Here is a 26,190-nt window from a genome sequence, read left to right on the forward strand (position 1 = left end):
CGCTTTCTGAAAAAGTAGACAATTCATGAACTTCTTTGCGGCATCAAAAGAGAATAAGTATAAATCTATGCCTAAAATTTTACTCTTTATCTGTGTTTATTTTATTTTTAGTTTTGGCGCTACGGCCATTGAAGCTGATGACACTGAATCAAATTTCGATCTACTACTAAACTACACTAATTATGGTGTTGCTGATGGTCTATCTCAGGACACAGTAACGGCCATAGTAGAAGATCCAGAGGGTTACGTTTGGGTTGGTACTATCAATGGATTAAATCGTTTCGACGGTAATGAATTCAAGCAATTCTATGCCGATGATAATGCAAAATCTCTACCCAGCTCTTTTATTCGTAATTTACTTATCGATGACAATGGTGTTCTGCAAATCGGGACTGATAAAGGTCTCGTGCAATTTGATAAAGAAACAGAATCATTCTCCAGAAACAGTATCTCAGCTCAAATTGGTGAACAAGCCATTTGGTCAATATCAAAACAAGATGGTGAAATGTTTATTGGTTTGAATGGTAAATTTATATCTTATGGAAAAAATAATGACCAGAATTACATTTTTGAAGATATAAAATTAAAAGAAATAAAAAATGTCATTAAATTAGATGATATTTTTTACATTAGAAATTATGAAGGTGATATTTTTAAAAAAAACATCACCACTCTTAAAAAAGTACTAAGTAAATCTAATGACATTATTTCTTTCCGCAACAACATAATTGCAGCAACAGATCAAGGTTTGTTCGTTCTCAATGAAGAAATAAAAAAAATATCTGAATTAACACTAACTGATTTATCAACTAACTCTTCTAACAAAAATAATATCATCGGACTATATGAAAACAAAATATTTAATATTGAAATTATCAACAGTCAAATAAAATGGACGTCTATCGGTGAAATCCAAGTTGAAGGTGAAAAATTTATAAAATCATTCATATCCATCAATAAAGAAAACTTTTACATTTCTAACTATAATGATGGATTTATAAAAATATCACCCGAAAATAATTATGTTAAAAAAATAAAAGGCACCCCAGATAACATATGGTCAACATCAAAATATAAAAACAATATATATTTAGTTAATGATGATAGTAATATATATATTTATGATGAAAATGTAATCTTAAAAAACATAATTAACACATCACTACCTCACGGACCCAAATCGATATTGTTGATCAATGAAATAGCATTTATAGGTACTAAATCTGGTTTATATGTAATAAATATAGAAAATGGTATCGAAAGAAAAATAAATAATGATTTAATAGTTAGTATAAAATATAGTAAAAGTGAAAATAAAATCTACAGCTCAAATTTTAAAGGTGAAATACAGGTACTGTCACCAACTGGTGAGATTACAGAGGAAATAAATACGAACTTCAGTTATCCGATCTATGACATGATTAAAATAGGCTCTAAGTTATGGATAGCATCTCAAGCAGGCTTACTTTTATGGGAAAATAATAATATAACAAAAGTTTTCCATGATGATATAGTCTTTAATATTGTCGTTAATAAAAACAAAATCTATTTTGGTACTCGAAGTGCTATTTACTCGATGGACAGTAATACAACCACCAAACCCAAAGTGATATTCAATAGAAAAAAACTCATATATTCAATGGCTTTTATAGACAACATACTTGTTGCATCGTCAAATAGAGAAGTTTATATTATTGATACAGAAACAAGTATCGCTCACACTCTTAATATTGAAAATGGTGTTTTAAAAGACTATAACACTCAGTCATTATTAGTAATGAATAAGTCTGTATTATTTGGCGGACCTGATGGACTGAGTCTAGTAGAACCTAAGAAAATATTAACTGCAATATCTAAAAACTCTCCTGACAAAATAAAATTTACTGACTTCCTTTTATTTAATAGCCCCGTCGACATTGGTTCGAAAACCCTGAATAAACCTATAAATAATCTAGACGAAATCACATTAAAACATTCAGACTATCCATTTACAATCAAATTTAATATTTTAGGAAAGAATAATAATGACTTTGAATTTTTTTATTACTTAGAAGACTTGGAAAAAAACTGGTTATCAACGAAAGGAAATAACAGTGTAACTTATACAAATTTATCAGCTGGAAAATATACTTTTAAATTATATTCTGAAAATAGGCTGTCAGGTAAAAAAACTGATGTTAAAAGTATAAAAATATTAGTTACACCTCCTTGGTGGTTATCTTTAGAAGCAAAGTTGGTATATGGACTATTTATATTATCCCTTATAATTTTATCTTTTAAAGTAATCATTCGTCGACGAGAAATCCAAAAACAAATAGCCCAAAGTGAAGAAAGATTAAAACTGTCTTTATGGGGCAGTGGCGATGAAATGTGGGACTGGGATATTGAAAGTGGCAAAATCTACCGTTCTAATATCTGGGGCTCTTTAGACTTCCCTCAAGACGGTCGTCGCTCGGGTAATCCTGATGAAGAAAGTAATATCCACCCTCTCGATAGAGATCGTGTGACAAGGGCGCTAAATGATCATTTCAATGCCATTACCGATCACTTCGAAATAGCTTATCGCGTTAAAGCACGTAATCAACAGTGGGTTTGGATTTTAGACAGAGCCAAGATAGTTGAACGCGATCAAAAAGATGTCCCGCTTCGAATGACGGGCACCATTAAAGACATCAATAATATTAAGCAAGCAGAAGAACAACTTCGTTTATTCGCTAGAGCAATTGAAAATATTTCTGAAGGGATGTTTATTCTCAATGAGAAATATCAGTTTGTTGAAGTCAATAATGCCTGTTGCGAACTAGCAGCTTCAACAAAAGAAAAATTTGCGAATGAAATACTCCATTTCAGTCGTTATCCCGCCAGTTATTCTGAACAAATAAGAAACTTGTTAAAGCAGCAAGGTCGTTGGAGCGGCGAAATTGAAGCGAGTAAAGGTAAAGATAGCTATTTCTTAATGGAACTGACCATTGACGCTATATACAATGAACAAGGTGAAACCAGTCATTATGTTGGCGTATTTTCCGATATCACCCGTCGTAAGCAGCAAGAAGAAGAGCTCAGAAAACTCACCAATAATGACTTACTTACTGGTTTACCCAATAGGTCTAGTTTGCAAGTGACACTGAGTAACTTGGTTAAAAAAGATGTTCATCACACCCTAATGGTGCTTGATTTAGATAATTTCAAACGTATTAATGACTCATTAGGCCATCAAATTGGTGATGACTTATTAATTGGTGTTGCAGAACGTATTAAGTTAGCAATTCCAAAACATGCCAGCTTATACCGTCTAGGCGGTGATGAATTCGCTTTACTCGTCGATCAACACCCAGACATAGGGTCATGTGCAGCCATTGCTACACAAGTAATAAATTGTCTAAAACCAGCTTTCACTCTTAATAATGACTCACTCGTACTCGGTATTAGTATCGGCATAGTGCTTTATCCTGAAGATGAACAAAACGAGCAAGCATTGTTACGCAAAGCGGATATTGCTATGTATCACGCTAAATCTGGTGGTGGTAACCGTTATCAGTTCTATTCAGAGTCATTAAACCAAAATGCTTTACGTCAACTCGAAATAGAAAGCTTAATCAGAGAAGCACTCAAAGACGATTTGTTTGAAGTTTATTATCAACCCAAAATCGACGTTAAGAAAGATCGTCTTAACGGAATGGAAGCATTAGTGAGATTAAATCATCCTAAATTAGGCCTGATTGGACCGAATGAATTTATCCCCCTTGCCGAAGAAAATGGTTTGATCGTTGAAATTGGTGATGTCGTCTTGCGAAAAGCGTGTTTTGCTGCGCAGAAATGGCTTGAGCTAGGATTGTTTAGTGGTCGTGTTGCTGTCAATTTATCGTCAAGACAATTTGCTCTGCCCGATTTACAGCAACGAATAGAGTCAATTTTACGACTGACAAAATTACCGGCTAAACACTTAGAGCTTGAAATCACTGAAGGGACTGTCATTAAAGATCCCGAACAAGCCATTAAAGTGATGCAACAATTGGCGAAAATGGGCGTAAGCCTTGCTCTTGACGACTTTGGGACAGGTTATTCCTCTTTATCGTATCTAAAACGATTCCCCATTAATTGCTTAAAAATTGATAAAACTTTCGTAGATGACATAGATAAATCTGACCGAGATCTGAAAATGGTCGATTCTATTATTACTATAGCCCACAATATGGGACTGACAGTGGTAGGTGAAGGCGTAGAACAAACCGCACAACTCAATATATTAAAAGCACTTAATTGTGAGGAAATTCAAGGTTATATTTATAGCAAGCCTATTAGAGAAGCTGACTTTGAGTTAATGCTCACTGCAGACAAAGTTAAATTTGAAGCATTAAACAGTACCTTAATGAAAAAATAAATATTTACCTCTTATATTTGGCATGACAAATGCTAATACAAGTTCAGTTGTCAAAATAATATTGTTATTTAACCCTGAGCTTCAATTACTAAATATAAGAGAGATTAAAATGATTAAAGGAATGATTACAGTAGCAGTTTTATCGGCATTATCTATCGGTAGCGTTACTATGGCAAATGGAGATGAGAATCAGATAACCGGTATTCCAGCAATCAAAGTTCTGGATACTCAAACAGCCGGTATTCCAGCAATCAAAGTTCTAGACTCTCAAACAGCTGGCATTCCAGCAATCAAAGTTCTGGATACTCAAACAGCCGGCATTCCAGCAATCAAAGTTCTGGATACTCAAACAGCCGGCATTCCAGCAATCAAAGTTCTGGATACTCAAACAGCCGGCATTCCAGCAATCAAAGTTCTGGATACTCAAACAGCCGGCATTCCAGCAATCAAAGTTCTGGACAGTCAAACAGCCGGTATTCCAGCAATCAAAGTTCTGGACAGTCAAACAGCCGGTATTCCAGCAATCAAAGTTCTAGACTCTCAAACTGCCGGCATTCCAGCAATCAAAGTTCTGGACAGTCAAACTGCCGGTATTCCAGCAATTAAAGTTCTGGACAGTCAAACTGCCGGTATTCCAGCAATTAAAGTTCTGGACAGTCAAACTGCCGGTATTCCAGCAATTAAAGTTCTGGACAGTCAAACTGCCGGTATTCCAGCAATTAAAGTTCTGGACAGTCAAACTGCCGGTATTCCAGCAATTAAAGTTCTGGACAGTCAAACTGCCGGTATTCCAGCAATTAAAGTTCTGGACAGTCAAACTGCCGGTATTCCAGCAATTAAAGTTCTGGACAGTCAAACTGCCGGTATTCCAGCAATCAAAGTCTTAGACACCCAAACAGCTTAAGGAGTGCCCTATGTTTACTTCTCTAAAAATAGCACTTGGTTTAGCAAAACCAGCTCGTAAAAAAGTAAAATTGCCTGAAGGTTTAAATCACCTTGAAGTTATCCAAGCCAGAGCTTGGTGGAAGTAATTTGTTAGATACTGATGATTAACCATCAGCCATAAAAAAAGGAGCATAAGCTCCTTTTTTGTTGTTTTGAATTTGAATTTGAATTTTGATATAGCAAACTAAAATGAATTTAGCCTTCTATTCTAAAACGGCCATGTCGCCGTACTTTCATATCAGCCAAGCGTTTGTGAGTACTAAACAATGGGTAAGTCAGTGGACCTAATATACAACCGACACATCCCCACCGCTTTACTGCTAATCCATGCTTATAAGCTGCGAAACCAAATAAAAAACCACTACTAATACTCAATAAAACAAGCATGAATAACCAACTGAACTGCATTATCGTTGACTCCAAATAACTCAGCTAACGTAATCCCTACCTATACATCATTACGACTCATCTTTGACTCGCAACTAATCATGTTAACGCCATAAGATCGAAACTATTACAGTTTAATAGCGAAATATCATCCTCATCGTTTACGCTGTCATCCTTAACTTACCATACTAAACAACGGGTATTATACCGTAAGGAAGTATATAGCTGATTAAAAATCAGGCAAAAGTATACCTTCATTAAATAAAAAAGCGGCAATATATTGCCGCTTTTTTACAACTTGATAACTAAAAGGTTATCAATAATAAACACTAGGGTTACTTTTTATAAAATTGGCTGCCATCGCTAGCCATTTTGACTAACGTATCGCACGGTGCGAAACGGTCTCCGTACAGTGATTGATAACCTTGTAAAGTCGCGACTAAATTACTTGCACCTAAGGTGTCGATATAACGGAATGGACCACCTAAGAATGGCGGAAAGCCGATACCGAATATAGCACCGATGTCACCATCTCTTGCCGAGGCAATAATGCCCTCTTCAAGACAACGAACAGCCTCATTGAGCATCTGAATCGTACAACGCTCTGCCACACCTTTTGCTTCTTTATCTGAAGCGATTAAGATATCGAGAACCTTGTAAACGGATTCATCAACCAATTTGGCTTTTTTAGCTTTAGGTCCGTATTGATAGAAACCTTTGCCATTTTTACGACCCTTACGGTCATCGGCCAATAACTTGTCAAAAGCTGCAGGCGCTTTAAAACGATCGCCAAGTTCTTTTTCTAAAATCGGCGAAATTTTAGCACCGACGTCAATGCCCACTTCATCAAGCAAAGTCATCGGTCCCACAGGGAAACCAAACTTCACTAATGCGCGATCTAGATGCTCAATACGCTGACCTTCTAGTAATAATTGCGCAGCTTCGTTCATATACAGGGCAAGAATACGGTTAACATAAAAACCAGCACCGTCTTGAACCACAATAGGTGTCTTACCTTGCTTGCGTGCAAACGCCACTGTGGTAGCAATCGTTTCTGGTGATGTGGTTTTATGGGCAATCACTTCAACTAATGGCATTTTTTCTACCGGAGAGAAGTAATGTAAACCAATCACATTTTCAGGACGACTTGCCGCAGCAGCAATCTGACCAATAGGTAATGAAGACGTATTAGAAGCAAAAATGGTGTTCTCACCACATTCACGCTCAACATCTTGAACCATTTTATGTTTAAGCGCTAAATCTTCAAATACCGCTTCAACAACGATATCGGCATCTTTAATGCCAGTATATTCTGTCGTCGTTGTCATTAATGCCATAATATTGTCACGCGCTATAGGTGTCATATGACGACGCTTAACGCCTTTATCTAGCAGCTTGTAAGCATATGATAGTGCGTTACTTAATCCCTGCTCTGAAATGTCTTTTACACGCGCTGGAATTTTAGCTTTAGTGGTTGTTACAGACGCAATACCACCGCCCATTAAGCCACCGCCTAATACCATTACTTTTTTAACTTTACGTGGCACAGCGCCTTCAGCACCAGTTTCTTTTTTCATTTCTGTGGTGGCAAAAAACAAGCTACGTAATGCTGCCGACTCTTTCGACATCACCAAATTAGCAAAATGAGTCGCTTCAACCTCAAGCCCTTTCACCATGCCTTTATTCATACCTTGACGAACACAATCGATGATTTTAGCCGGTGCAGGATAATTACCTTGGGTTTTCTTTAATACTTGCTTACGCGCTTGATCAAAAATAATATCGCGAGTAAACGAAGTTGATTCTAAAAATTGATTAATTTTAGATTGCACGACAGGCTTTGCGGCCTGTTTACCTTTTTTCGCTAGCTCAACCGCAGTTTCAAGCAAAATTGAGTTAGGCACAACATCATTCACTAAACCCATTTTTAACGCTTGCTTAGGACGAATTTGTTTACCCGTTAACATCATATCAAGAGCAGTTGTAATACCCACTAAACGAGGCAAACGTTGAGTACCGCCACCACCAGGCAATAAACCCAGTTGCACTTCTGGCACACCTAGCATGGTTTTTTTATCGTCACTGCATACGCGTAAATGACACGCTAGCGCTAACTCTAAACCACCACCTAAACAAGCACCGTTGATCGCGGCAACAACTGGAATAGATAATCCTTCAAGCTCAGCAAAAACCACATGCCCTTGTTGTGACAATGTTTTGGCTTGCTCTTCATTCTTACAAGCAGCTAACATGGTAATGTCGGCACCGGCAACAAACGAATCTGCTTTACCTGAAATAACAACGAGACCTTTGATACTGCTGTCAGCTTTGATTTCAGTTAATATTTCACTGATTTCAGGGCCAAATTGCTCTTTTAAGGTGTTCATGGTTTCGCCAGGAACGTCCATTGTTAAAATGGCAATACCATCGTCACGACGAGCTAAATTAAATGTTTTTTCCATGCTCATTACTCCACCTCCAAAATCATTGCTGCACCTAAACCACCTGCAGCACAAGCAGTTGCTAAACCAGTACCACCACCACGACGCTTAAGTTCATTACACACTTGGGTAATCAAACGCGTACCGGTTGCTGCAAAAGGATGACCATAAGCCAAAGAGCCACCCAGTACGTTAAACTTACTCATGTCGATTTCGCCAATTGCGCGGTTACGACCTAATTTTTCTTCAGCAAACTTTTTAGAACCAAACATCTGCATATTTGCCAATGTTTGTGCAGCAAATGCTTCGTGCATTTCAATCAGCGTTAAATCTTCTAATTCCATTCCAGCACGTTTCAATGCTAATGGCGTAGCATACGAAGGCCCCATTAACATGTCTTGCCATACATCGATAGCCGTAAACGCATAACTCTTGATGTAACCAATAGGTTGATAACCTAGAGCTTTAGCGCGACCTTCACTCATTAAAATAATGGCTGAAGCACCATCAGTTAATGGCGTACTGTTGGCGGCAGTAACGGTACCGTGCTTGCGATCAAATGCGGGACGTAACTTGGCGTAAGACTCTAATACAGAGTTTTCACGGATATTGTTGTCACGGTCAATGAATTGTTTATATGGCGGAATATGAGCTGTCATGACTTCATTGCGAAGATGACCTGAGTTCCATGTTTCGGTCGCCAATGTATGCGAACGGTGTGCTAACGCATCTTGATCTGCACGGCTAATATTGTATGTCTTAGCCATTTGTTCGGCGGTTTGCCCCATAGACAAACCGGTTGAATACTCAGCAACCGCAGGCGGTACTGGCATTAAGTCTTTCAAGCCTAAACGACGTGCAATCGCAAATTTCTGCTTAAAAGTACGTGCTTTATTTAAATCGACTAAAGCATGTGCAAGCTTTTTGGATACCCCAATAGGTAATACTGAAGACGAATCTGAACCACCCGCTAGGCCGATTTCAATATTGCCGGTCATAATTGATTCAGCTACGTTAACCGCCGACTGAAAACTGGTTGCACAGGCGCGGGTAACAGAATAAGCATCTGTTGATACATTCATTCCAGTGCCAAGTACAATTTCACGGGCAATATTGGGTGCCGCAGGCATTTGTACAACTTGGCCGTAAACAAGTTGTTCAATTAACTGAGGGTCGATTTCAGAGCGAGACAGCAACTCATTAACCACCATTTTGCCCATATCTAGCGCGGATACGCCATGAAAGGCTGTTGCTTGTTTTGCAAATGGTGTTCTTAAACCGGCAACAATCGCAATGCGCTCACCCCGGGAATTTGTTACTTGTTGTCTATCACTCATGTGTCACCCTCTATTATTGTTAGCTTATCTCGGCACCGCCGGTAAGTTTCTATTTTTGCCAGACAATCTGGTCAGACCATCAAAGTGTGATCTGATTCTAACTTTTTATTGAATAGTTTTAAACAGGCGTTTACAACTATCTACTTCATAAAGAGTTAAATTGTGTTAATCCTACTAGCCAAAAACCAATAGAATTCATAACATAGGGTGTAATAATCCCAATGCCAACTAAATAAATTGAGTACAGCTATGCCGTTAAGTCGTTTCCACTCACTACGCACCTATTTAGATAATGTTGTCTTAGGTCAACCCGTATTAACTGAAAACTTGCTGATAGCACTTATCGCAAACGGACATTTATTGGTTGAAGGTCCTCCTGGTTTAGCCAAAACCCGTGCAGTGAAAGCATTATGTGATGGAGTGGAAGGCGAGTTTCATCGTATTCAATTCACTCCCGATTTACTGCCAGCCGATTTAACCGGTACTGATATTTATCGTCAGCAAACGGGGACATTCGAATTTGAAGCAGGGCCAATTTTCCATAATCTAATCCTAGCAGATGAAATTAACCGTGCCCCAGCTAAGGTTCAGTCAGCGCTTTTAGAAGCAATGGCTGAAGGCCAAGTTACCGTGGGTAAAAATAGTTATCCTTTACCGCCACTATTTTTAGTGATGGCAACACAGAATCCGCTAGAAAACGAAGGGACTTACCCACTGCCAGAGGCGCAATTAGATCGTTTTTTAATGCACTTAAACCTCGATTATCCTAGCGCAGAAACCGAAGTCGAAATCTTACGACAATCGCGTAAAGAGGCCAAAACACATCAGTTGCCCACGATAGACCCCGTCGCACAAGCCGATGTGTTTGCAGCAAGAGATCAGGCATTAGATATTTACTTAGCTGAACCGTTGGAGAAATACATCGTTGAAATTGTGATGGCGACTCGACAACCTGCTCGCTACAGTGCTGATTTAGCTAAATGGCTTGAATATGGTGTAAGTCCTCGGGCCACGATTTCATTAGAACGCTGCGCCAGAGCGCGTGCTTGGTTATATGAGCGCGACTTTGTATCACCAGAAGACATTCAAGCTGTTGCGCCTAATGTGTTACGTCACCGTTTGTTACTCAGTTATCAAGCGCAAGCGGAAGGTGTTACGGCAGATCAGGTGATTGATCACATTCTTAGTCAAGTTGCCGTACCGTAAATGTTGCAGCGCCAGCACCTATTATTAAGCATGATTAGATTATGATGAACCCAACTAATTCATTACCACTTTACAGTGATGGTGTGAGCTTGAATGAGCAAGAGCTTATTGCTTGCCAAAGCTTATCCCGTGCCATACCCGATCGCCAATCACGGGCGAAAGCGGCATTGTCTGGTCACCGAAGCAGCCAAATAAAAGGCCGCGGTATGGAGTTTGCTGAAGTGCGTCATTATCAAAATGGAGATGACGTTCGTACTATTGACTGGCGAGTTACTGCTCGAACAGGTGTTGCGCATACTAAGTTGTTTGTTGAAGAACGCGAACGCCCTATCCTGCTATTAATAGACTTGAGCCACAGCTTATACTTTGGCTCCCAGCTACTATTACAATCGGTGCAAGTGGCTCATTTAGCCACCACGTTAGGTTGGAATGCCATTAACCATGGCGATAGGCTCGGGGCATTAATTGCCAGTGAAAGCACTCACTTGGAGCTAAAACCACGTAGTCGCCGTCAAGGTATTTTACAGTTAACCTCAGGATTAATTGATGTCCATCAACAACAATTAAACCAAATAAATCAATTATCACCCGATCCCGGCCATATGTTTAAAGCCTGCCAACGACTACAGCGTATTGCTAAGCCAGGGTCACTTATTTGGATTATTACTGACGGCCAGCATATCAACCAGCAATGTTTAGCGCCTTTAACCGAGTTGTCGCGTCACTGTGATATTGGTGCCTTTGTGGTAACAGATCCATTAAGACAGGGAACCTTAGCGTTACCCAAACAATTTTCTCTACCCGTACGAGATGGCCAACAACAACTGACCCTAACACGTCAAAGTTATGAAGCCTGGTTAAGTACCCAGCAACAGCAGTTGCAGCAATTCGTCTCATTAATGAATATGATAAAAGTACAACCTAAATTCATCGATGCCGCTAAACCGCTCAGTGCACAATTGGATATTTTACGTTAAATGACCACAGCTAATTTACCAACACAGCCATTGCCGATTGATGCCAAAGCCTCCGCTTTAGCGCAAATGCAAGATATTGTATTACCAGAGCCAATTAGTGCAGTGCCTATCGCACCTGGATATTGGATAATTGCAGCAATATTAATAACCTTAGCAATCTGGTTAGTTAAGCGTTTATATAAACAACATCAATATCATGCACCACGAAAAATAGCGCTGACGTTACTAGATAGCTATGATATTGAAGATGATACTTTTGCAGCACAGGTTAACAGCTTACTCAAACGCACCGCACTTACCTATTTACCGCGTGAACACCTCGCTAAACTCAACGGTCAGCCTTGGTTTGATTGGTTAGATACTCGCCTCGCCTCTGGCCAGCAACATAAAATTGGTCAACTATTAGTTAAGCGACATCAAGCAAGTGGTTTAGATCAAACCGAAAAAGCCCAATTAAAATCTTTAGCAAAAGCCTGGCTAAGCAATAAACGTCCTTTTAGTGATGCAACGTTATCATCCAACAATTCACATCTGGAGGCCAAATGCTAGCATTTTACTGGCCATGGTTATTAATCTTACTGCCGCTTCCGTTGTTGATAAAACGCATCAACATACATAATGTCGGCGGACATTTACAGCTACCCGGCATCGCGACAACGGTTACAGCGTCCAGCTCAGTAAACCGAAAAAGCAGCAGAAAACGTTACTGGCTAATGTGGATATTGTTGTTGTTAGCAATAGCTCGACCACAGTGGCTTGGCGATCCCATAGAATTACCGGCAAAAGGCCGTGATTTAATGATTGCGGTGGATTTATCCGGCAGTATGCAAATTGAAGACATGGTAATAAATGGACAAACTGTTAACAGGTTTACCCTAATACAACATGTACTTAGTGACTTTATCGAACGTCGTAAAGGTGACAGACTCGGACTTATTTTATTTGCTGATCATGCTTATTTACAAGCACCACTCACTTTAGACCGCCGCTCAGTTGCCACATTTTTAGATGATGCACAGATAGGTTTAGTCGGCAAGCAAACCGCTATCGGTGAAGCTATTGCCCTGGCGGTTAAGCGCTTTGATAAAGTTGACGAAAGTAACCGAGTACTCATTCTGTTAACGGATGGCTCTAATAATGCGGGTAATATTGAACCAGAAGTCGCCGCTCAAATTGCCGCGAAACGAAACATCACCATTTACACTATTGGGGTTGGAGCCGAAATATTAGAACGCCGAACTATTTTTGGTAAAGAACGAATTAATCCATCAATGGACTTAGACGAAGACCAACTCAAAAAATTAGCTGCCATGACTAAAGGCCGTTATTTTAGAGCGCGAAATAGTGAAGAGTTAGCCAGCATTTATCAAGAAATAGACAAGTTAGAACCGGTGAGTCGAGATCAATTGAGTTATCGTCCCAAAAGTGAGTTATTTTATTGGCCATTATTAATGTCATTATTGCTCAGTTTTCTAATCAGTTTGCAACAACAATGGCCTGCTCAGTTATTGGCTAAAACCAACCAGACTAAAGAGGCGAATCAATAATGATCCATTTTATTCGCCCTGAATGGCTATTGGGGTTCATTCCAGTATTGATATTAAGTGCATTATTTTGGCGTAAACATAGCCAACAATCAGCATGGAAGCAGTATATCGCCCCACATTTAAGTCAGTTGCTTATCAGCCAAACTGTTGAGAAAAGTCATCAGCCCAAATGGCTATTAATTGTCTGTTGGATCATCGCCGTTATTGCGCTTTCAGGGCCGGCATTAAACAAACAAAATCTGCCGGTATTTGCTACCGAACAAGGTCGAGTACTCATTATGGATATGTCTCAGTCCATGTATGCCACCGACTTAAGTCCAAATCGTTTGTCCTACGCTAAATTTAGAGCGACCGACTTATTAAATGAATTAAAAGAAGGCGAAACAGGGTTGATTGCCTATGCTGGTGATGCTTATACCATTAGCCCGTTAACACGCGACAGTGATACCATTTTAAACTTACTGCCAACATTATCACCCGATATTATGCCCACTAAAGGATCTAACTTAGCAGCGGCGTTATCTCTAGCAGAAAAACTATTGGCTCAAGGTGGCCATGTCAGTGGCGATATTATTGTTATGACAGATGGCATTTCTGCACAACAATTTAATCAAGCAAGCAGTGCACTTAACAGCCGTTACCGTTTATCGATCATGGCTTTTGGCAGTAAACAAGGTGCGCCAATTCGCTTAGCTGATGGTCAATTACTGCGTGATAGTAGTAATGAAGTTGTCGTCGCTAAAACCGATTACGGTCTATTACAAAAACTAACCCAACAACATCAAGGGATCCTAGTACCGGCCCAAACCGATGGCAGCGATGTGTCCACTCTAACCAACTGGCTGGCAACTGATGGTAAGGCAACAGAAACTGAGCTTGCTGGCGAGACTTGGCAAGATCTGGGTCCATATTTAGCCATGTTATTAATTATCCCGATGTTAATGAGTTTCAGACAAGGATTATTAACCCTCATGCTTAGCCCTAGCTTACTACTCGCTACTGCAATGACTTTGAGTCTAGCCAACAGTCAGCCAGCACAAGCCTCTGTGTGGCAGGGCTTATGGAAGACTAAAGACCAACAGGCACAGTCAGCATTTGAACAAGGTGAATTTTCACAAGCAGCGGAAACATTCGAAAACCCTCAATGGCAAGCATCGGCACAATACAAAGCCGGTAATTATCAACAAGCACTCGAAGGATTTGAGCAAGATAGCAGCGCCCAAGGTTTATATAACCAAGGTAATGCCCTGATGCAACTGGAAGATTATCAAGAGGCTATTAAGCGTTATCAACAAGCCATTGCGGCTCAATCACAGTTTACTGAGGCAGAACAGAATTTAGCCTTAGCCCAGCAATTGCTTGAACAACAAAAAGAGTCATCAGATCAACAATCTGATAAATCAGAGCAAGATCCATCTAAATCAAATGATGACAACTCTACACCAGAACAATCTTCTGATAAAAATGAATCTCAACAAGCAGATTCCGACGAATCACAGTCTGGTCAACAGGAAAGCCAACAAGGTCAACAAGACCAATCTGGCCAACAAAACCAACAGCAGAACTCTGAAAACCAATCAGACAATAAAAATGATCGTTCATCTGATAATAATAAACCGCAATCACAAAGTGATCAGCCATCAGACCGCGATGAACAAAAAGATGATAAACAATCCGAATCGTCACAAAACGAACCACAACAGCAAAATGATCAGCAACAAAATAGCTCAGATCAACAATCATCAACCTCTGAAGATAACAACACTTCACAACAAGATGATTCAACGCAAGATTCTCCAGCTAGTAACGAATCTAGCATGCAGGCCAGTGCGACTGAAAATGGAGAACAACAAGACGCTGGCAACCAAAAAATGGGAGCTGCACCGTCTTCAATAGAGCCAAATACAGAAGACATGAAAGATAGTAAACCATCAGAAATGATCTCGGCTTCACAAATAAATCAAGATGATTTACCTGCAGATATGCAACGTGCTCTTCGCGCCATAAATGAAGATCCACAAGTATTAATCCGCAATAAAATGCAGCTTGAATATCAAAAACGTCGTCAAAATAGTCAACCGCCTAAGGAAAATGAACAGTGGTAATCAGAACTTTTTTTAGCCTATTGCTATTCATCATTGCAGCACCGGTATTTGCACTTAGCCAAGTACAAGCTACCATCGACCGAAACCCAATTGTTACAGGCGAATATTTCGTACTCGATATTATTGCCGATGATGATCTAAATGCGGGTGCATTAGATACCTCTGTATTACTCGATGACTTTATTGTTGGAAGAACCAGTGTTGGCCGTAGCACTAAAATGGTTAATTTTGACACCACCAAAGAAACTCGTTGGCAGGTATTATTGTCACCTAAGTCAGCAGGCAACGTCACCATACCAGCGTTTAACATCAAAGGGATTAGCTCAAACCCAATTACCTTAAAAGTTATTCCACAAGGTTCACCTGCCGACGAAGTACAAAACGTATTTATTAAAATCAACAATAATGCCTCTGAAGCTTATGTCGGCCAATTAATCACTTATAAAGTGAAGCTATACCTTGCAGTAGAATTACAACGTGGAGTGTTAAGTGCACCCGTTATTGAAGGGGCGCAAATCAAGCAAATCGGCGAAGACAAAGATGGCAGTGAGATCATTGATGGCCGTCGCTTTAGAGTGATTGAACGCACTTACGGTATTATTGCCGATCTGCCAGGGGAGTTAGTTATCAATGGCGCCAGTTTCTCAGGCGATGTACTTGTTGAAGCGCCTAGACGCGGGGGTATGTTTGGCTTTAATGAAAGTCGGCCAATGCAAACAGAAGCTGAAAGAGAAGTGATCCAAATTAATCCAACACCGCCAAGCTACCAAGGAAAATGGTTAGTCAGCGATATTGCAGTATTAAAAGAGACGTGGCCAGACGATATCAGCGAATTTGAAGTTGGCAGCCCAATTACCCGCACAATTAGTCTGATTGCATCAAATACCGATGACACTAGTTTACCCGACATCGATATTCCACTGGCCGACGGCTTAAAAGCCTATCCAGAAAAACCGTTAAGACAAACTTTTGTCCGCGATAATCAAGTGGTATCACAATACAGTATCACTACTGCTATTGTGCCAACAAAACCAGGCACTTACACTCTACCAGAGATAAATGTACCTTGGTGGAACCCACATCTTAAAAAGCAACAATTTGCCACATTACCCGCCCGCACGATTAACGTGGTAGGCAGCACAACGGCTACGACAGATATTCCACCTGCAGATACTTTTAGTGCCGTTCAAGACAGCGGATATTGGCCGTTACTGAGTGCGGTTCTGGCGGTATTATGGCTCATCACTTTAGTCTTATGGCGTAAAGCAGCATCGATAAACCGCACGTTGCCGCAATCTAATCAAGACAATAAAAACCTCAAAACACCTAGAAAAACAGCAACTACCGGACTCAATGCAATTATTCATGCATGCGATCGTAACGACAGCAGTGCTGCTATTATTGCGGTACAAGCCTACTTTAGCGAGCGTTTAGGCAAATTGATGACCTTGACTCAAATTAGCGGTTTATCAGAACAATTGGCGTTTGCAATGAATAAGCTACAAGCAGACAAATACAGCAATAAGCCACAAGCGATTGATAAAAAATCGCTAATGGATGCTATTTTGGCTTATCAACAACCCCCTCTCGACAATAAAAAATCAATAATCGCGGAGCTAAATCCATAGCATTAGAAGGCTAAATAGTAGGTGGATTCTGCTATTTAGCTTGCTATTAATCCTCCTCCTTTTTAAGCTGTTACATATTATTAACTCAAAAAAGTTAAAAAATGTTTGATTCATTGCGAAAGAAAAAGTCCGAACCCGCGGTCTTATCTGAGATGCTAACAAAACAACGACGATACGATAGCCTTGTCAGGGCTCTTCACACTGACATATTTCGCTACGCCTTTTGGTTATGTGGTGATAAGCATGTTGCTGAAGATATTACTCAAGAAACGTTCTTAAGGGCGTGGCGTTCATTGGACTCATTAAATGACGAAAAAGCGGCTAAAGCCTGGCTAATTACCATTTTAAGACGGGAAAATGCCAGACGTTTTGAGCGTAAACAATTTGACTATAGCGACGTAGAACAAGATTTACTTGAAGATGTACTATCGACAAGTCATGAAGAAGATACCGAGCAGTATTGGTTACGTCGTCAAATAGGTAAACTCGATATCGAATATCGAGAGCCTTTGTTATTGCAGCTGATTGGCGGGTTTAGCGGTGAAGAGATTGCCACGATGCTCGAACTCAATCGAAATACGGTAATGACCCGTTTATTTAGAGCCAGAAACCAGTTAAAAGACGCTCTCGAAGCACCAGAGGTAAGAGGTCAATCAAATGGATGATCTACAGTTCCGTCGCCATGCATACGGTGACCCCAATAATCAAGCCGACGATTTTTTAGCTCATTTAGCTGAAAATGAAGACGATGCTAAATTTGTCAAAGATCTACAAGCATTTGACCATAAACTCACTCAAGCACTCAATATTAGTGTGCCTGATGGACTTGCTGATAAGTTAATTTTACGACAGCAATTGAGTCAGCATCAAAAGAGTAAAAAACAGACCCGTTACTTAATGGCCATGGCCGCTTCAGTTGCCTTTATTGTGGGAGTTAGCTTTAGTCTATTACGTTTCACGCCAGTAAACTTAGGTGAAAACTCGTTGGCTCATGTTCACCATGAAACCAAAGCATTAGTGATGGAACAGGATATTGGTTTTAACGACGTAAACTTTAAACTCGCCAGTTTAGAAGGATTAAGTGATTCGAAATTTATCCAACAACCAGGCCGTGTTTTTTACACTTCTTATTGCGACTTCCAAGGTGTTAAATCATTGCATTTAGTGATGGCCGACGAGAACGGAAACAAAGTCACGTTATTTATTGTGCCAGTCGAAAGTCGTATTGTGTTAGAAGAAGCTTTTGCTGATAACCAATATAAAGGCCAAAGTTTTCAAACAGCCGACGCCTATATGGTGTTAGTGGGCGAACCCGCTTCTGACCTTGAATTTGTCAAAAAAGAAGTTGAAAACACCTTTATCTAATTTATAAATTAATGATTAAAAATCCGCTACTTCATTGGAATAGCGGATTTTTTTTCATTTTAAAAAATCAAAGTGTGAACTAGATCGAACTTCTGCTAGCATATCGACCATAAAAATAATCACTTGGAAGCAATATGGAAATTCAAACACCAATCATCATTACCTTTATTGGATACCTTGCCTTAATGATGGGCATTGGTTACTGGGCTTATCGTAAAACAGACACGGTTGATGATTACATTCTCGGTGGTCGCAAAATGGGGCCCGCAGTAACAGCGTTAAGTGTTGGCGCATCAGATATGTCTGGTTGGTTGTTATTAGGCTTACCTGGTGCGGTGTATTTAAGTGGTTTAGGTGAAGCCTGGATTGGATTTGGATTAGTTTTTGGTGCGTGGCTTAATTGGTTATTTGTTGCAAAACGACTGCGAATTTATACCCAAGTTGCTAATAATTCTTTGACGTTACCCGATTTTTTTGAAAACCGTTTTAATGACTCTCATGGACTATTAAAATTGGTTTCGGCATTAACGATCCTGATCTTTTTCACTTTCTATGCTTCTTCAGGCATGGTGGGTGGCGCGATATTATTTGAAAAAGTATTCGGCCTCGATTACAACCTCGCCTTACTGATCGGTTCATTCATTATTGTGTCTTATACCTTCGTAGGTGGATTCTTTGCCGTCAGCTGGACCGATTTTTTCCAAGGCTGCTTAATGTTAATTGCATTATTAATTGTACCCATTGCAATTTTCAGCCAACCCGACACTCAAGCAAGTTTTGAACAAATTGATCCTGTCATGTTGTCATTTATAAACGAAAATACTACCGTCATTGGACTCGTGTCTCTCTTGGCGTGGGGATTAGGCTATTTCGGTCAACCGCATATTTTGTCTCGTTTTATGGCTATCGGCAGCCCAAAAGATTTAGTACTGTCCCGTCGAATAGCCATGAGCTGGATGATAGTGTCGTTAGTCGGCGCCTTAGCCACTGGTATCGCCGGTAGCCTTTATTTTGCTGCTGAGCCACTTGAGAACTCAGAAACCGTATTTATTCATTTAGCCCATGCCGCTTTTAATCCATGGATTGGTGGTTTGCTGATTGCAGCTATTTTGTCTGCCATCATGAGTACTATTGATTCACAATTACTGGTTTGTTCTAGTGTCATCACGGAAGACTTTTACCTTAAATGGTTACGTCCACAAGCCAGTAGCAAAGAACTGATGTTAGTAGGCCGTATTGGCGTTATTGCCATTGCCCTAGTCGCAGGCGTTGTTGCGCTTAATCCTGAAAGCAGCGTGTTAGGACTCGTCAGTTATGCATGGGCTGGGTTTGGCGCTGCGTTTGGTCCCGTGGTGTTATTGTCACTATTTTGGCAAGGTTATAGCCGTAATGGTGCAATATCAACCATTCTAGTGGGTGCTTTAACCGTTGTCGTTTGGAAACAACTGACTGGCGGTATTTTTGAATTATATGAAATCGTCCCTGGATTTGTTTTCGCAATATTCGTGGGGGTCATCGTCAGTAAAATATCACCACCAACACCGAAAACTATCGGCGACTTTGCTGATTTCCGTGAATCTTTAAAAACACAATAAACTCAAATAAAAGGCTATGTTTGTCATTTTAATAGCTCAACCGCTGTAATTGTAGAGGTTGAGCTATTAATCTTATAATCGAATTTAAAACAATCGAGTGTTAAAACAATCGCATTACCTCACAAGCTTCGATAATCCTCATGTTGTTAGTGTCTTAAATCCACTATGAATAAACTTTAACTTAAACTAACTGCACAGTAATGGTTGTCTAGAACTGCTGATAAATTTACATATACTGCCATGCTATCAAACACCTACTTCACCATTAAAAACAAGAATTAACTTAATGTTAACAACAACTAACATCTGGTCGGAGTTGTTACATTAGTCACACTTACCTAATATGCCTAAAATTTTGGCCGTCAAATGCTTGAAGTGAATAAACTTTGTGCAAAACGGTAATAATAAATGAGACATAATAATGAATAAATTCCACAAGACCCTCATTGCTACCGCGGTAGGCTTACTCAGTGCACAAGCATCCGCTGCTGGTTTTCAGTTAAACAGCCAATCTGCTACTGGTATTGGTCGTGCAATGGCGGGTGATGCCGTTATTGCTGACAACGCATCGGTTCTATCTCGTAACCCTGCAGCTATGGCTCTTTTTGATGAAACAGCGCTCTCTTTAGGTGTTGTTTATGCAGATATTGATGTATCAGTATCTGATGTAGAAGGCAATTTTGCCGGACAAGACGTTGCTTTTGGTAGTGAGCATAAGGCTGCAGAAGCAAAAGTTATCCCCAATTTTTATTACATCAATCCAATTAACGACAAAATGGCGTTTGGTGTTGCGGTATTTAGTAACTACGGCACTGGCACCGATTTAGGTGACTTGGCAAACAGAACCCCTACCATTAGTGGCAATGCTGTACCTCTTCCGCCTCCAGTAGATTTATTAGGTAACACAGAAGTTGTTACTATCAACTTCAATACCAGTATGTCTTACCGTGTGAATGATCAGTTTAGTTTTGGTTTTGGTGTTGATGCCGTTTACGGTAGTGGAACCCTGACACGTACTAGCGATAACCCACAAATTGGCAGCCTAGTAGATGTTGATGCTGATGGTTGGGCTTTAGGTGGGATTGTTGGTGTTGTGTATGAAGTTAATCCAGATAATCGCTTTGGTTTAAGTTACCGTATTAGTCCAAAACTTACCGCCAAAGGTGATGTAAATTATCTTTACACTGAATACAATGAAATTGATATTCCTATCGCTGATATTGCTCAGTTTGCCGGTTTCCACCAACTAACGGATAAGTTTGCTGTGCATTACACAGCACAGTGGACCAATTGGAGTGCATTCGACAAAATCGTGGTTAAAGATGGTGCCAATGGTGTCGACCAAGCAGATTTAAAAGAATACCACTGGAAAGATTCGTGGTTCTTAAGCCTAGGCGCTACTTATAACCTCACTCAAGACTGGACTTTACGCGCAGGTGTCGCAACCGATCAGGGCGTAGTTAATCAGCATTCATCATTATCAATACCTGATTCTGATCGTACTTGGTACACCGCGGGTGTGAGTTACGATTTAAATGCAAAATCAAGCGTTGATTTAGGTATCGCTTTTGTACGCGGAGAAGATGTTACTGTACTAGAAAATAGTAACCTTCTTGCTCAAGTGCCTGGCTACAACAGTGAGATTTCAGCACAAACGCGTTCAAATGCTGTTTACTACTCAGTACAATATAACTACAGTTTTTAATTAGCAGTATTTACCCTTTTTTAGTCCGCTCACCACGGGCTAAAAGTTTCCAACCAAGCCGCCTTTTATTGTTAATTGGCGGTTTTTTTATGCCATTTATATCATAGGGTTCTAATCTATACGATTTTACAATATATCGGTTGCTTAACAGTGCAAAGTCCATTAGAATTTTCTTATAGACTTCAACTTAGGCTATCACTATGTCTCGCTTATCTAATAATTTATTCTTCGGCACCATTCTCGCAACAACAGTACTAGCCACAATAGTATCTTATACAGCGCAAGCCTCTGATGTTGCAACATTAAAACTAGTATATTCGGAACAATATCAGCCGCGTATTTATGATGCAAAAATTGAAGCTATTAAAGCGGCAACAATTTCTGCACAAACCTCAGGGCGGATCATTAATATTCATTTTGATGTAAATGACCTCGTCCCACAGGGCGCTGCATTATTGGAGATTACCAATAAAGAGCAAGGTGCAGGATACGCGGGGGCAGAAGCTGATCTAGCTAAAGCTGAGGCGCTAAACAGTGAAGCACAAGCACAATATCTTCGTTATAAAACATTATTTCCCAAGGGCGCCATATCAAAAGGTGCGATGGATGAAGCCACTGCCAAAGCAAAATCCAGCAAACAAGCAGTCAGTGCCGCTCAAGCACAGTTAATAAAGGCTAAAGAAAGTTTAAATTACACTGTAGTAAGCGCACCTTTTAGTGGCCGAATGACCCAACGATTTATCGAACAAGGTGAAACCATATCTTACGGCCAAGCGTTGTTCTCTGGCTACGACACTCAACACCTTAGAGCTGTATTTCAAATTCCTCAGCAAGATGTGGCTCAGGTGCAAAAACAAGAACAAGTAAGCGTTCAATTGTTCAATGGCGATAAAATCATTTCTAATGATATTAACGTCTATCAATTTGCCGATCCGTTAACTCATCAACATCAAGTTAGAGTAAACATTGATGCTAGTAACATTGAAGACGTCATAGTAGGTCAATGGATAAAAGTCATCGTTAACTTCCCTAGTCGAACGAGTTTAATGATCCCATTATCGGCCATACATCAAGTCAGTGACTTAACGTCGGTATATCGTCAAATGGCAGACAAAATAGTGCTTAACCAAGTACGTATCGGCCGAGTAGACCATCAGAATAATACCGCAGAGGTCTTATCTGGTTTAATGGAAGGCGATGAAATTGTTATCGACGCTGGACGTTATTTAATACAGTCCTCAGCAACAAAAGGTCAGGAGTAAACCTGATGACAACACCTAATGAAACCGTAAAACTTGGCCTTTCAGGCTCAATAGCAAAAGCATTTCAACACAGTGCCATTACCCCATTACTGGCTATTCTTGGTTTGTTACTTGGTCTTTTCGCGGTAATTATTACCCCAAAAGAAGAAGAACCTCAAATTGATGTCACTTTTGCAGATGTGTTTATTCCCTACCCTGGAGCCACACCAACGGAAGTTGAAAACCAGGTCACCTTGCCTGCAGAACGGATTATTTCTGAAATAAAAGGCATTGATACCCTGTACTCATTTTCTCAGCCGGATGGCGCGCTCATTATTGCAATTTTTGACGTTGGGGTGCCACGAGATGAAGCTGTGGTTAATTTATATAATCAACTGTATTCAAACAGTGATAAGTTTAACCATGCTGCAGGCATTGGAGAACCATTAATCAAACCTAGAGGTATTGATGACGTACCAATTGTAGGATTGACGCTCTGGTCTCAAGACCCAAACATCACCGCAGAGCAGCTTACCTTGGTCGCATCAGGCCTAGAAACCGAACTAAAACGGATACCTGGTACTCGAGAGATTTATAGTCAAGGTGGCCACGAGATGGTGTTAAATGTGCGCATTGATCCTGTCAAAATGAACAGTTTCGGCGTAACGTTCAACGATATTAATGCCACGTTGCAAGATAATAATCAAATGTCTACGGTCGGCTCCATGACCCAGTTTAATCAAGAAATTAAACTGCAAGCTGGGCAGTTTTTACGTTCGTTTGATGATGTTAATAATCTGCTGATTAAAGTCAATCAACCGGAGTCTATAACGGATAGAAGTCCATTTCCCCGTGCAGTTTATTTATCTGATGTCGCCGATGTTAGTCTTAAAAGTGATATTCCGAAACAACACGTTTGGCACGTAACAGACAAAGGAACTTACCCTGCTATAACAATCGCTATTGGTAAACAGGCGGGGCAAAATGCCGTCGACATAGCTAATGCCGTATTAGCTAAAATAGATGCTGTCGATAACGTTTTAATTCCCGATAATGTCAATGTCGCTATCTCTCGCAACTACGGTAAAACAGCTGGAGATAAATCTAATACGCTTATTTTTAAATTGATTTTTGCCACATCAGCGGTTGTGCTACTGGTATTTTTCACCATGGGGCTTCGTGAGTCTGCCGTAGTTGGTGTTGCCATTATCATCACTCTCGCAATTACCTTATTTGCATCTTGGGCGTGGGGATTTACCCTAAACCGGATTTCATTGTTTGCACTTATTTTCTCCATTGGCATCTTGGTCGATGACGCCATCGTAGTAGTAGAGAATATTCATCGGCATATGGCCATGAGTAATAAACCTATAAGCGAGCTTATTCCTCATGCCGTAGATGAAGTCGGCGGACCAACCATATTAGCCACTTTCACCGTTATAGCTGCCCTGCTACCAATGGCATTCGTATCCGGACTAATGGGTCCATACATGAGCCCAATTCCGATTAATGCCAGTATGGGAATGATTATTTCGTTATTAATCGCGTTTATTATGACCCCGTGGTTGAGCCGAATATTGTTAAAGCCACATAAAAAGTCACATAGCTCGACCAATATAGCGACTGACACAGGCATAGCGGTAGAAGAAGACAATCGATTAACTCGTCTTTTTACCCGAATAATGAGTCCTTTTTTACTCGGAGAACATGCGCCAAAAGCACGAAAAGGCTTAGCTTTGGGGATCGTATTATTGATAGCCTTCGCTGTCGCCCTACCAGTGATGCAAGCAGTGGTCTTAAAAATGCTGCCTTTTGATAATAAGTCTGAGTTTCAAGTAATGGTCGACATGCCTGAAGGCACACCTGTGGAGCAAACTCAAAGAGTACTGCAAGATCTTAGTCAATATCTTACCTCTGTTGAAGAAATAGAACATTTACAGTTGTATGCAGGCACTCATGCACCTATGAATTTTAATGGTTTAGTTCGACATTATTTTTTACGCAGCAGCCAAGAGCTCGGTGAAATCCAGGTCAATCTAGTGGATAAAAAGCATCGCGATCGTGACAGTCATACGATTGCATCTTCTGTGCGCGAGCCGTTGCAACAAATTGGCCTACGTTATCAAGCCAATATCAAGATTGTTGAGGTGCCACCTGGCCCGCCTGTGTGGTCACCCATCGTTGCTGAGGTTTATGCGCCTAACACCGAGTTACGTGAACAAGCAGCAAATGACTTATTGCAACGTTTTAGAGATACCGAATACGTTGTTGATATGGATATATATTTGCCTGCGCAACAACAAAAGTGGCAAGTCATCATTGATCGAAATAAAGCCAGCTTAATGGGTGTTTCTTACGCCAGTATTGTCGATGCGATCAGCACTGCTGTTGACGGTAAGGATGTCAGTTACTTGCATCAAGCACAGCTAGCTCATCCCACACCGATTAGATTACAACTTGATGAAGCCGCTAAAGTAGACCTAAAGCAAGTACTGTTATTACGCCTACCTACTCAGTCGGGTGAAACTGTAGCACTGGCAGAATTAGTTAAGGTCCAACAACAAGTCATTAATGCACCCATTATTCATAAAAATATGGTGCCAATGATCATGGTTATTGCCGACATGGCAGGGCCAACTGGCAGTCCGCTGTATGGCATGTTCGATATGGTCAGCCAAATTAATCAGCAAAATGAGCAAGGTGACTCAGGTTATCCAATTCAACAAAATTTGGTTAATCAGCCTGATGGATTAACCGACGTGTCGATTCTGTGGGACGGTGAATGGAAAATCACATATGAAACCTTCCGCGATATGGGCATTGCTTATGCCGTTGGCATGATTGCAATTTACTTACTTGTAGTCGGTCAGTTTAAATCTTATATCGTGCCGTTAATCATCATGGCGCCCATTCCGTTGACCATCATAGGTGTTATGCCTGGGCACGCTTTATTAGGCGCTCAATTCACGGCTCCGTCTATGATAGGCATGATAGCGCTGGCAGGCATTATTGTCCGAAATTCAATTTTGCTGGTCGATTTCATTAATCAACAAATAGCCGCAGGAGTTCCCTTAGAGCAGGCGGTTATCCATTCAGGCGCAGTACGAGCAAAGCCAATTATGTTGACAGCATTAGCGGCAATAATAGGGGCATTATTCATTATTGATGACCCTATTTTTAACGGATTAGCCATCAGTTTAATATTTGGTATTTTTATCTCAACCATTTTAACCTTGGTGGTGATTCCGGTGTTGTATTTTTCAGTAATGAAACATAAGCATCTGTAAAAACATTATTTATTCACTGGGCTACGCCCAATAAGGAGCTAAA

16 protein-coding genes are annotated in these 26,190 nt (G+C 40.3%); 14 read left to right on the forward strand and 2 right to left on the reverse strand.

The window, feature by feature from the left end:
* Positions 1–25 precede the first annotated feature (25 nt).
* The gene (locus SFRI_RS13765) at positions 26–4,381 is read left to right on the forward strand and encodes an EAL domain-containing protein (protein WP_011638121.1); all 4,356 of its coding nucleotides are present in this window, start codon (positions 26–28) and stop codon (positions 4,379–4,381) included.
* A gap of 22 nt (positions 4,382–4,403) precedes the next feature.
* Positions 4,404–5,285: a hypothetical protein gene (locus tag SFRI_RS21045; RefSeq protein ID WP_011638122.1), complete on the forward strand. Its 882-nt coding sequence runs from the start codon at positions 4,404–4,406 to the stop codon at positions 5,283–5,285.
* A gap of 763 nt (positions 5,286–6,048) precedes the next feature.
* On the opposite strand, the gene fadJ is transcribed toward SFRI_RS21045, so the two are convergent.
* Together fadJ and fadI are read right to left on the reverse strand one after the other, a co-directional pair.
* Positions 6,049–8,175, reverse strand: coding sequence for a fatty acid oxidation complex subunit alpha FadJ (fadJ, locus tag SFRI_RS13780; protein WP_041413635.1), 2,127 nt, complete (start codon positions 8,173–8,175; stop codon positions 6,049–6,051).
* Positions 8,176–8,180: 5 nt separating this feature from the next.
* Entirely contained in the window at positions 8,181–9,491 is a 1,311-nt protein-coding gene (gene fadI, locus SFRI_RS13785) for an acetyl-CoA C-acyltransferase FadI (protein ID WP_011638126.1), read from the reverse strand.
* A 249-nt stretch (positions 9,492–9,740) separates the two neighbouring features.
* On the opposite strand from fadI, the gene SFRI_RS13790 reads away from it, so the two are divergent.
* The 12 genes from SFRI_RS13790 to SFRI_RS13845 all read left to right on the forward strand — a co-directional run bounded on the left by SFRI_RS13790 (position 9,741) and on the right by SFRI_RS13845 (position 26,147).
* Positions 9,741–10,697, forward strand: a complete 957-nt coding sequence (locus SFRI_RS13790; RefSeq protein WP_011638127.1) for an AAA family ATPase — start codon at positions 9,741–9,743, stop codon at positions 10,695–10,697.
* 41 nt (positions 10,698–10,738) lie between these two features.
* The gene (locus SFRI_RS13795; protein WP_011638128.1) at positions 10,739–11,674 is read left to right on the forward strand and encodes a DUF58 domain-containing protein; all 936 of its coding nucleotides are present in this window, start codon (positions 10,739–10,741) and stop codon (positions 11,672–11,674) included.
* A complete protein-coding gene (locus SFRI_RS13800; protein WP_011638129.1) occupies positions 11,675–12,223 on the forward strand; it encodes a DUF4381 domain-containing protein in 549 nt (182 codons plus the stop codon).
* On the forward strand, positions 12,217–13,221 hold the full coding sequence (locus tag SFRI_RS13805) for a vWA domain-containing protein (RefSeq protein WP_011638130.1): 1,005 nt from the start codon (positions 12,217–12,219) through the stop codon (positions 13,219–13,221). Before SFRI_RS13800 ends, SFRI_RS13805 begins: the two co-directional genes overlap by 7 nt.
* On the forward strand, positions 13,221–15,326 hold the full coding sequence (locus SFRI_RS13810; RefSeq protein WP_011638131.1) for a VWA domain-containing protein: 2,106 nt from the start codon (positions 13,221–13,223) through the stop codon (positions 15,324–15,326). Before SFRI_RS13805 ends, SFRI_RS13810 begins: the two co-directional genes overlap by 1 nt.
* Positions 15,320–16,954 (forward strand): BatD family protein, encoded by a 1,635-nt coding sequence (locus SFRI_RS13815; RefSeq protein ID WP_011638132.1) that lies wholly within the window; start codon positions 15,320–15,322, stop codon positions 16,952–16,954. The genes SFRI_RS13810 and SFRI_RS13815 overlap by 7 nt, the downstream gene beginning before the upstream one ends.
* Positions 16,955–17,055: 101 nt before the next feature.
* On the forward strand, positions 17,056–17,619 hold the full coding sequence (locus tag SFRI_RS13820; protein WP_011638133.1) for a sigma-70 family RNA polymerase sigma factor: 564 nt from the start codon (positions 17,056–17,058) through the stop codon (positions 17,617–17,619).
* The gene (locus tag SFRI_RS13825; RefSeq protein ID WP_011638134.1) at positions 17,612–18,319 is read left to right on the forward strand and encodes a DUF3379 domain-containing protein; all 708 of its coding nucleotides are present in this window, start codon (positions 17,612–17,614) and stop codon (positions 18,317–18,319) included. Before SFRI_RS13820 ends, SFRI_RS13825 begins: the two co-directional genes overlap by 8 nt.
* Before the next feature lie 134 nt (positions 18,320–18,453).
* Positions 18,454–19,914 (forward strand): sodium/proline symporter PutP, encoded by a 1,461-nt coding sequence (gene putP, locus SFRI_RS13830; RefSeq protein ID WP_011638135.1) that lies wholly within the window; start codon positions 18,454–18,456, stop codon positions 19,912–19,914.
* A 421-nt stretch (positions 19,915–20,335) separates the two neighbouring features.
* Complete coding sequence (locus SFRI_RS13835) at positions 20,336–21,619, forward strand: OmpP1/FadL family transporter (protein ID WP_011638136.1); 1,284 nt, start codon at positions 20,336–20,338, stop codon at positions 21,617–21,619.
* A 200-nt stretch (positions 21,620–21,819) separates the two neighbouring features.
* Positions 21,820–22,881 carry an efflux RND transporter periplasmic adaptor subunit gene (locus SFRI_RS13840; RefSeq protein WP_011638137.1) on the forward strand — a complete coding sequence of 354 codons (1,062 nt, stop codon included), beginning with the start codon at positions 21,820–21,822 and terminating at the stop codon, positions 22,879–22,881.
* Between the two features lie 5 nt (positions 22,882–22,886).
* On the forward strand, positions 22,887–26,147 hold the full coding sequence (locus SFRI_RS13845; protein WP_011638138.1) for an efflux RND transporter permease subunit: 3,261 nt from the start codon (positions 22,887–22,889) through the stop codon (positions 26,145–26,147).
* The last annotated feature ends 43 nt before the right edge of the window (positions 26,148–26,190 follow it).

Source organism: Shewanella frigidimarina NCIMB 400, assembly GCF_000014705.1.
GTDB classification, from domain to species: Bacteria; Pseudomonadota; Gammaproteobacteria; order Enterobacterales; family Shewanellaceae; genus Shewanella; species Shewanella frigidimarina.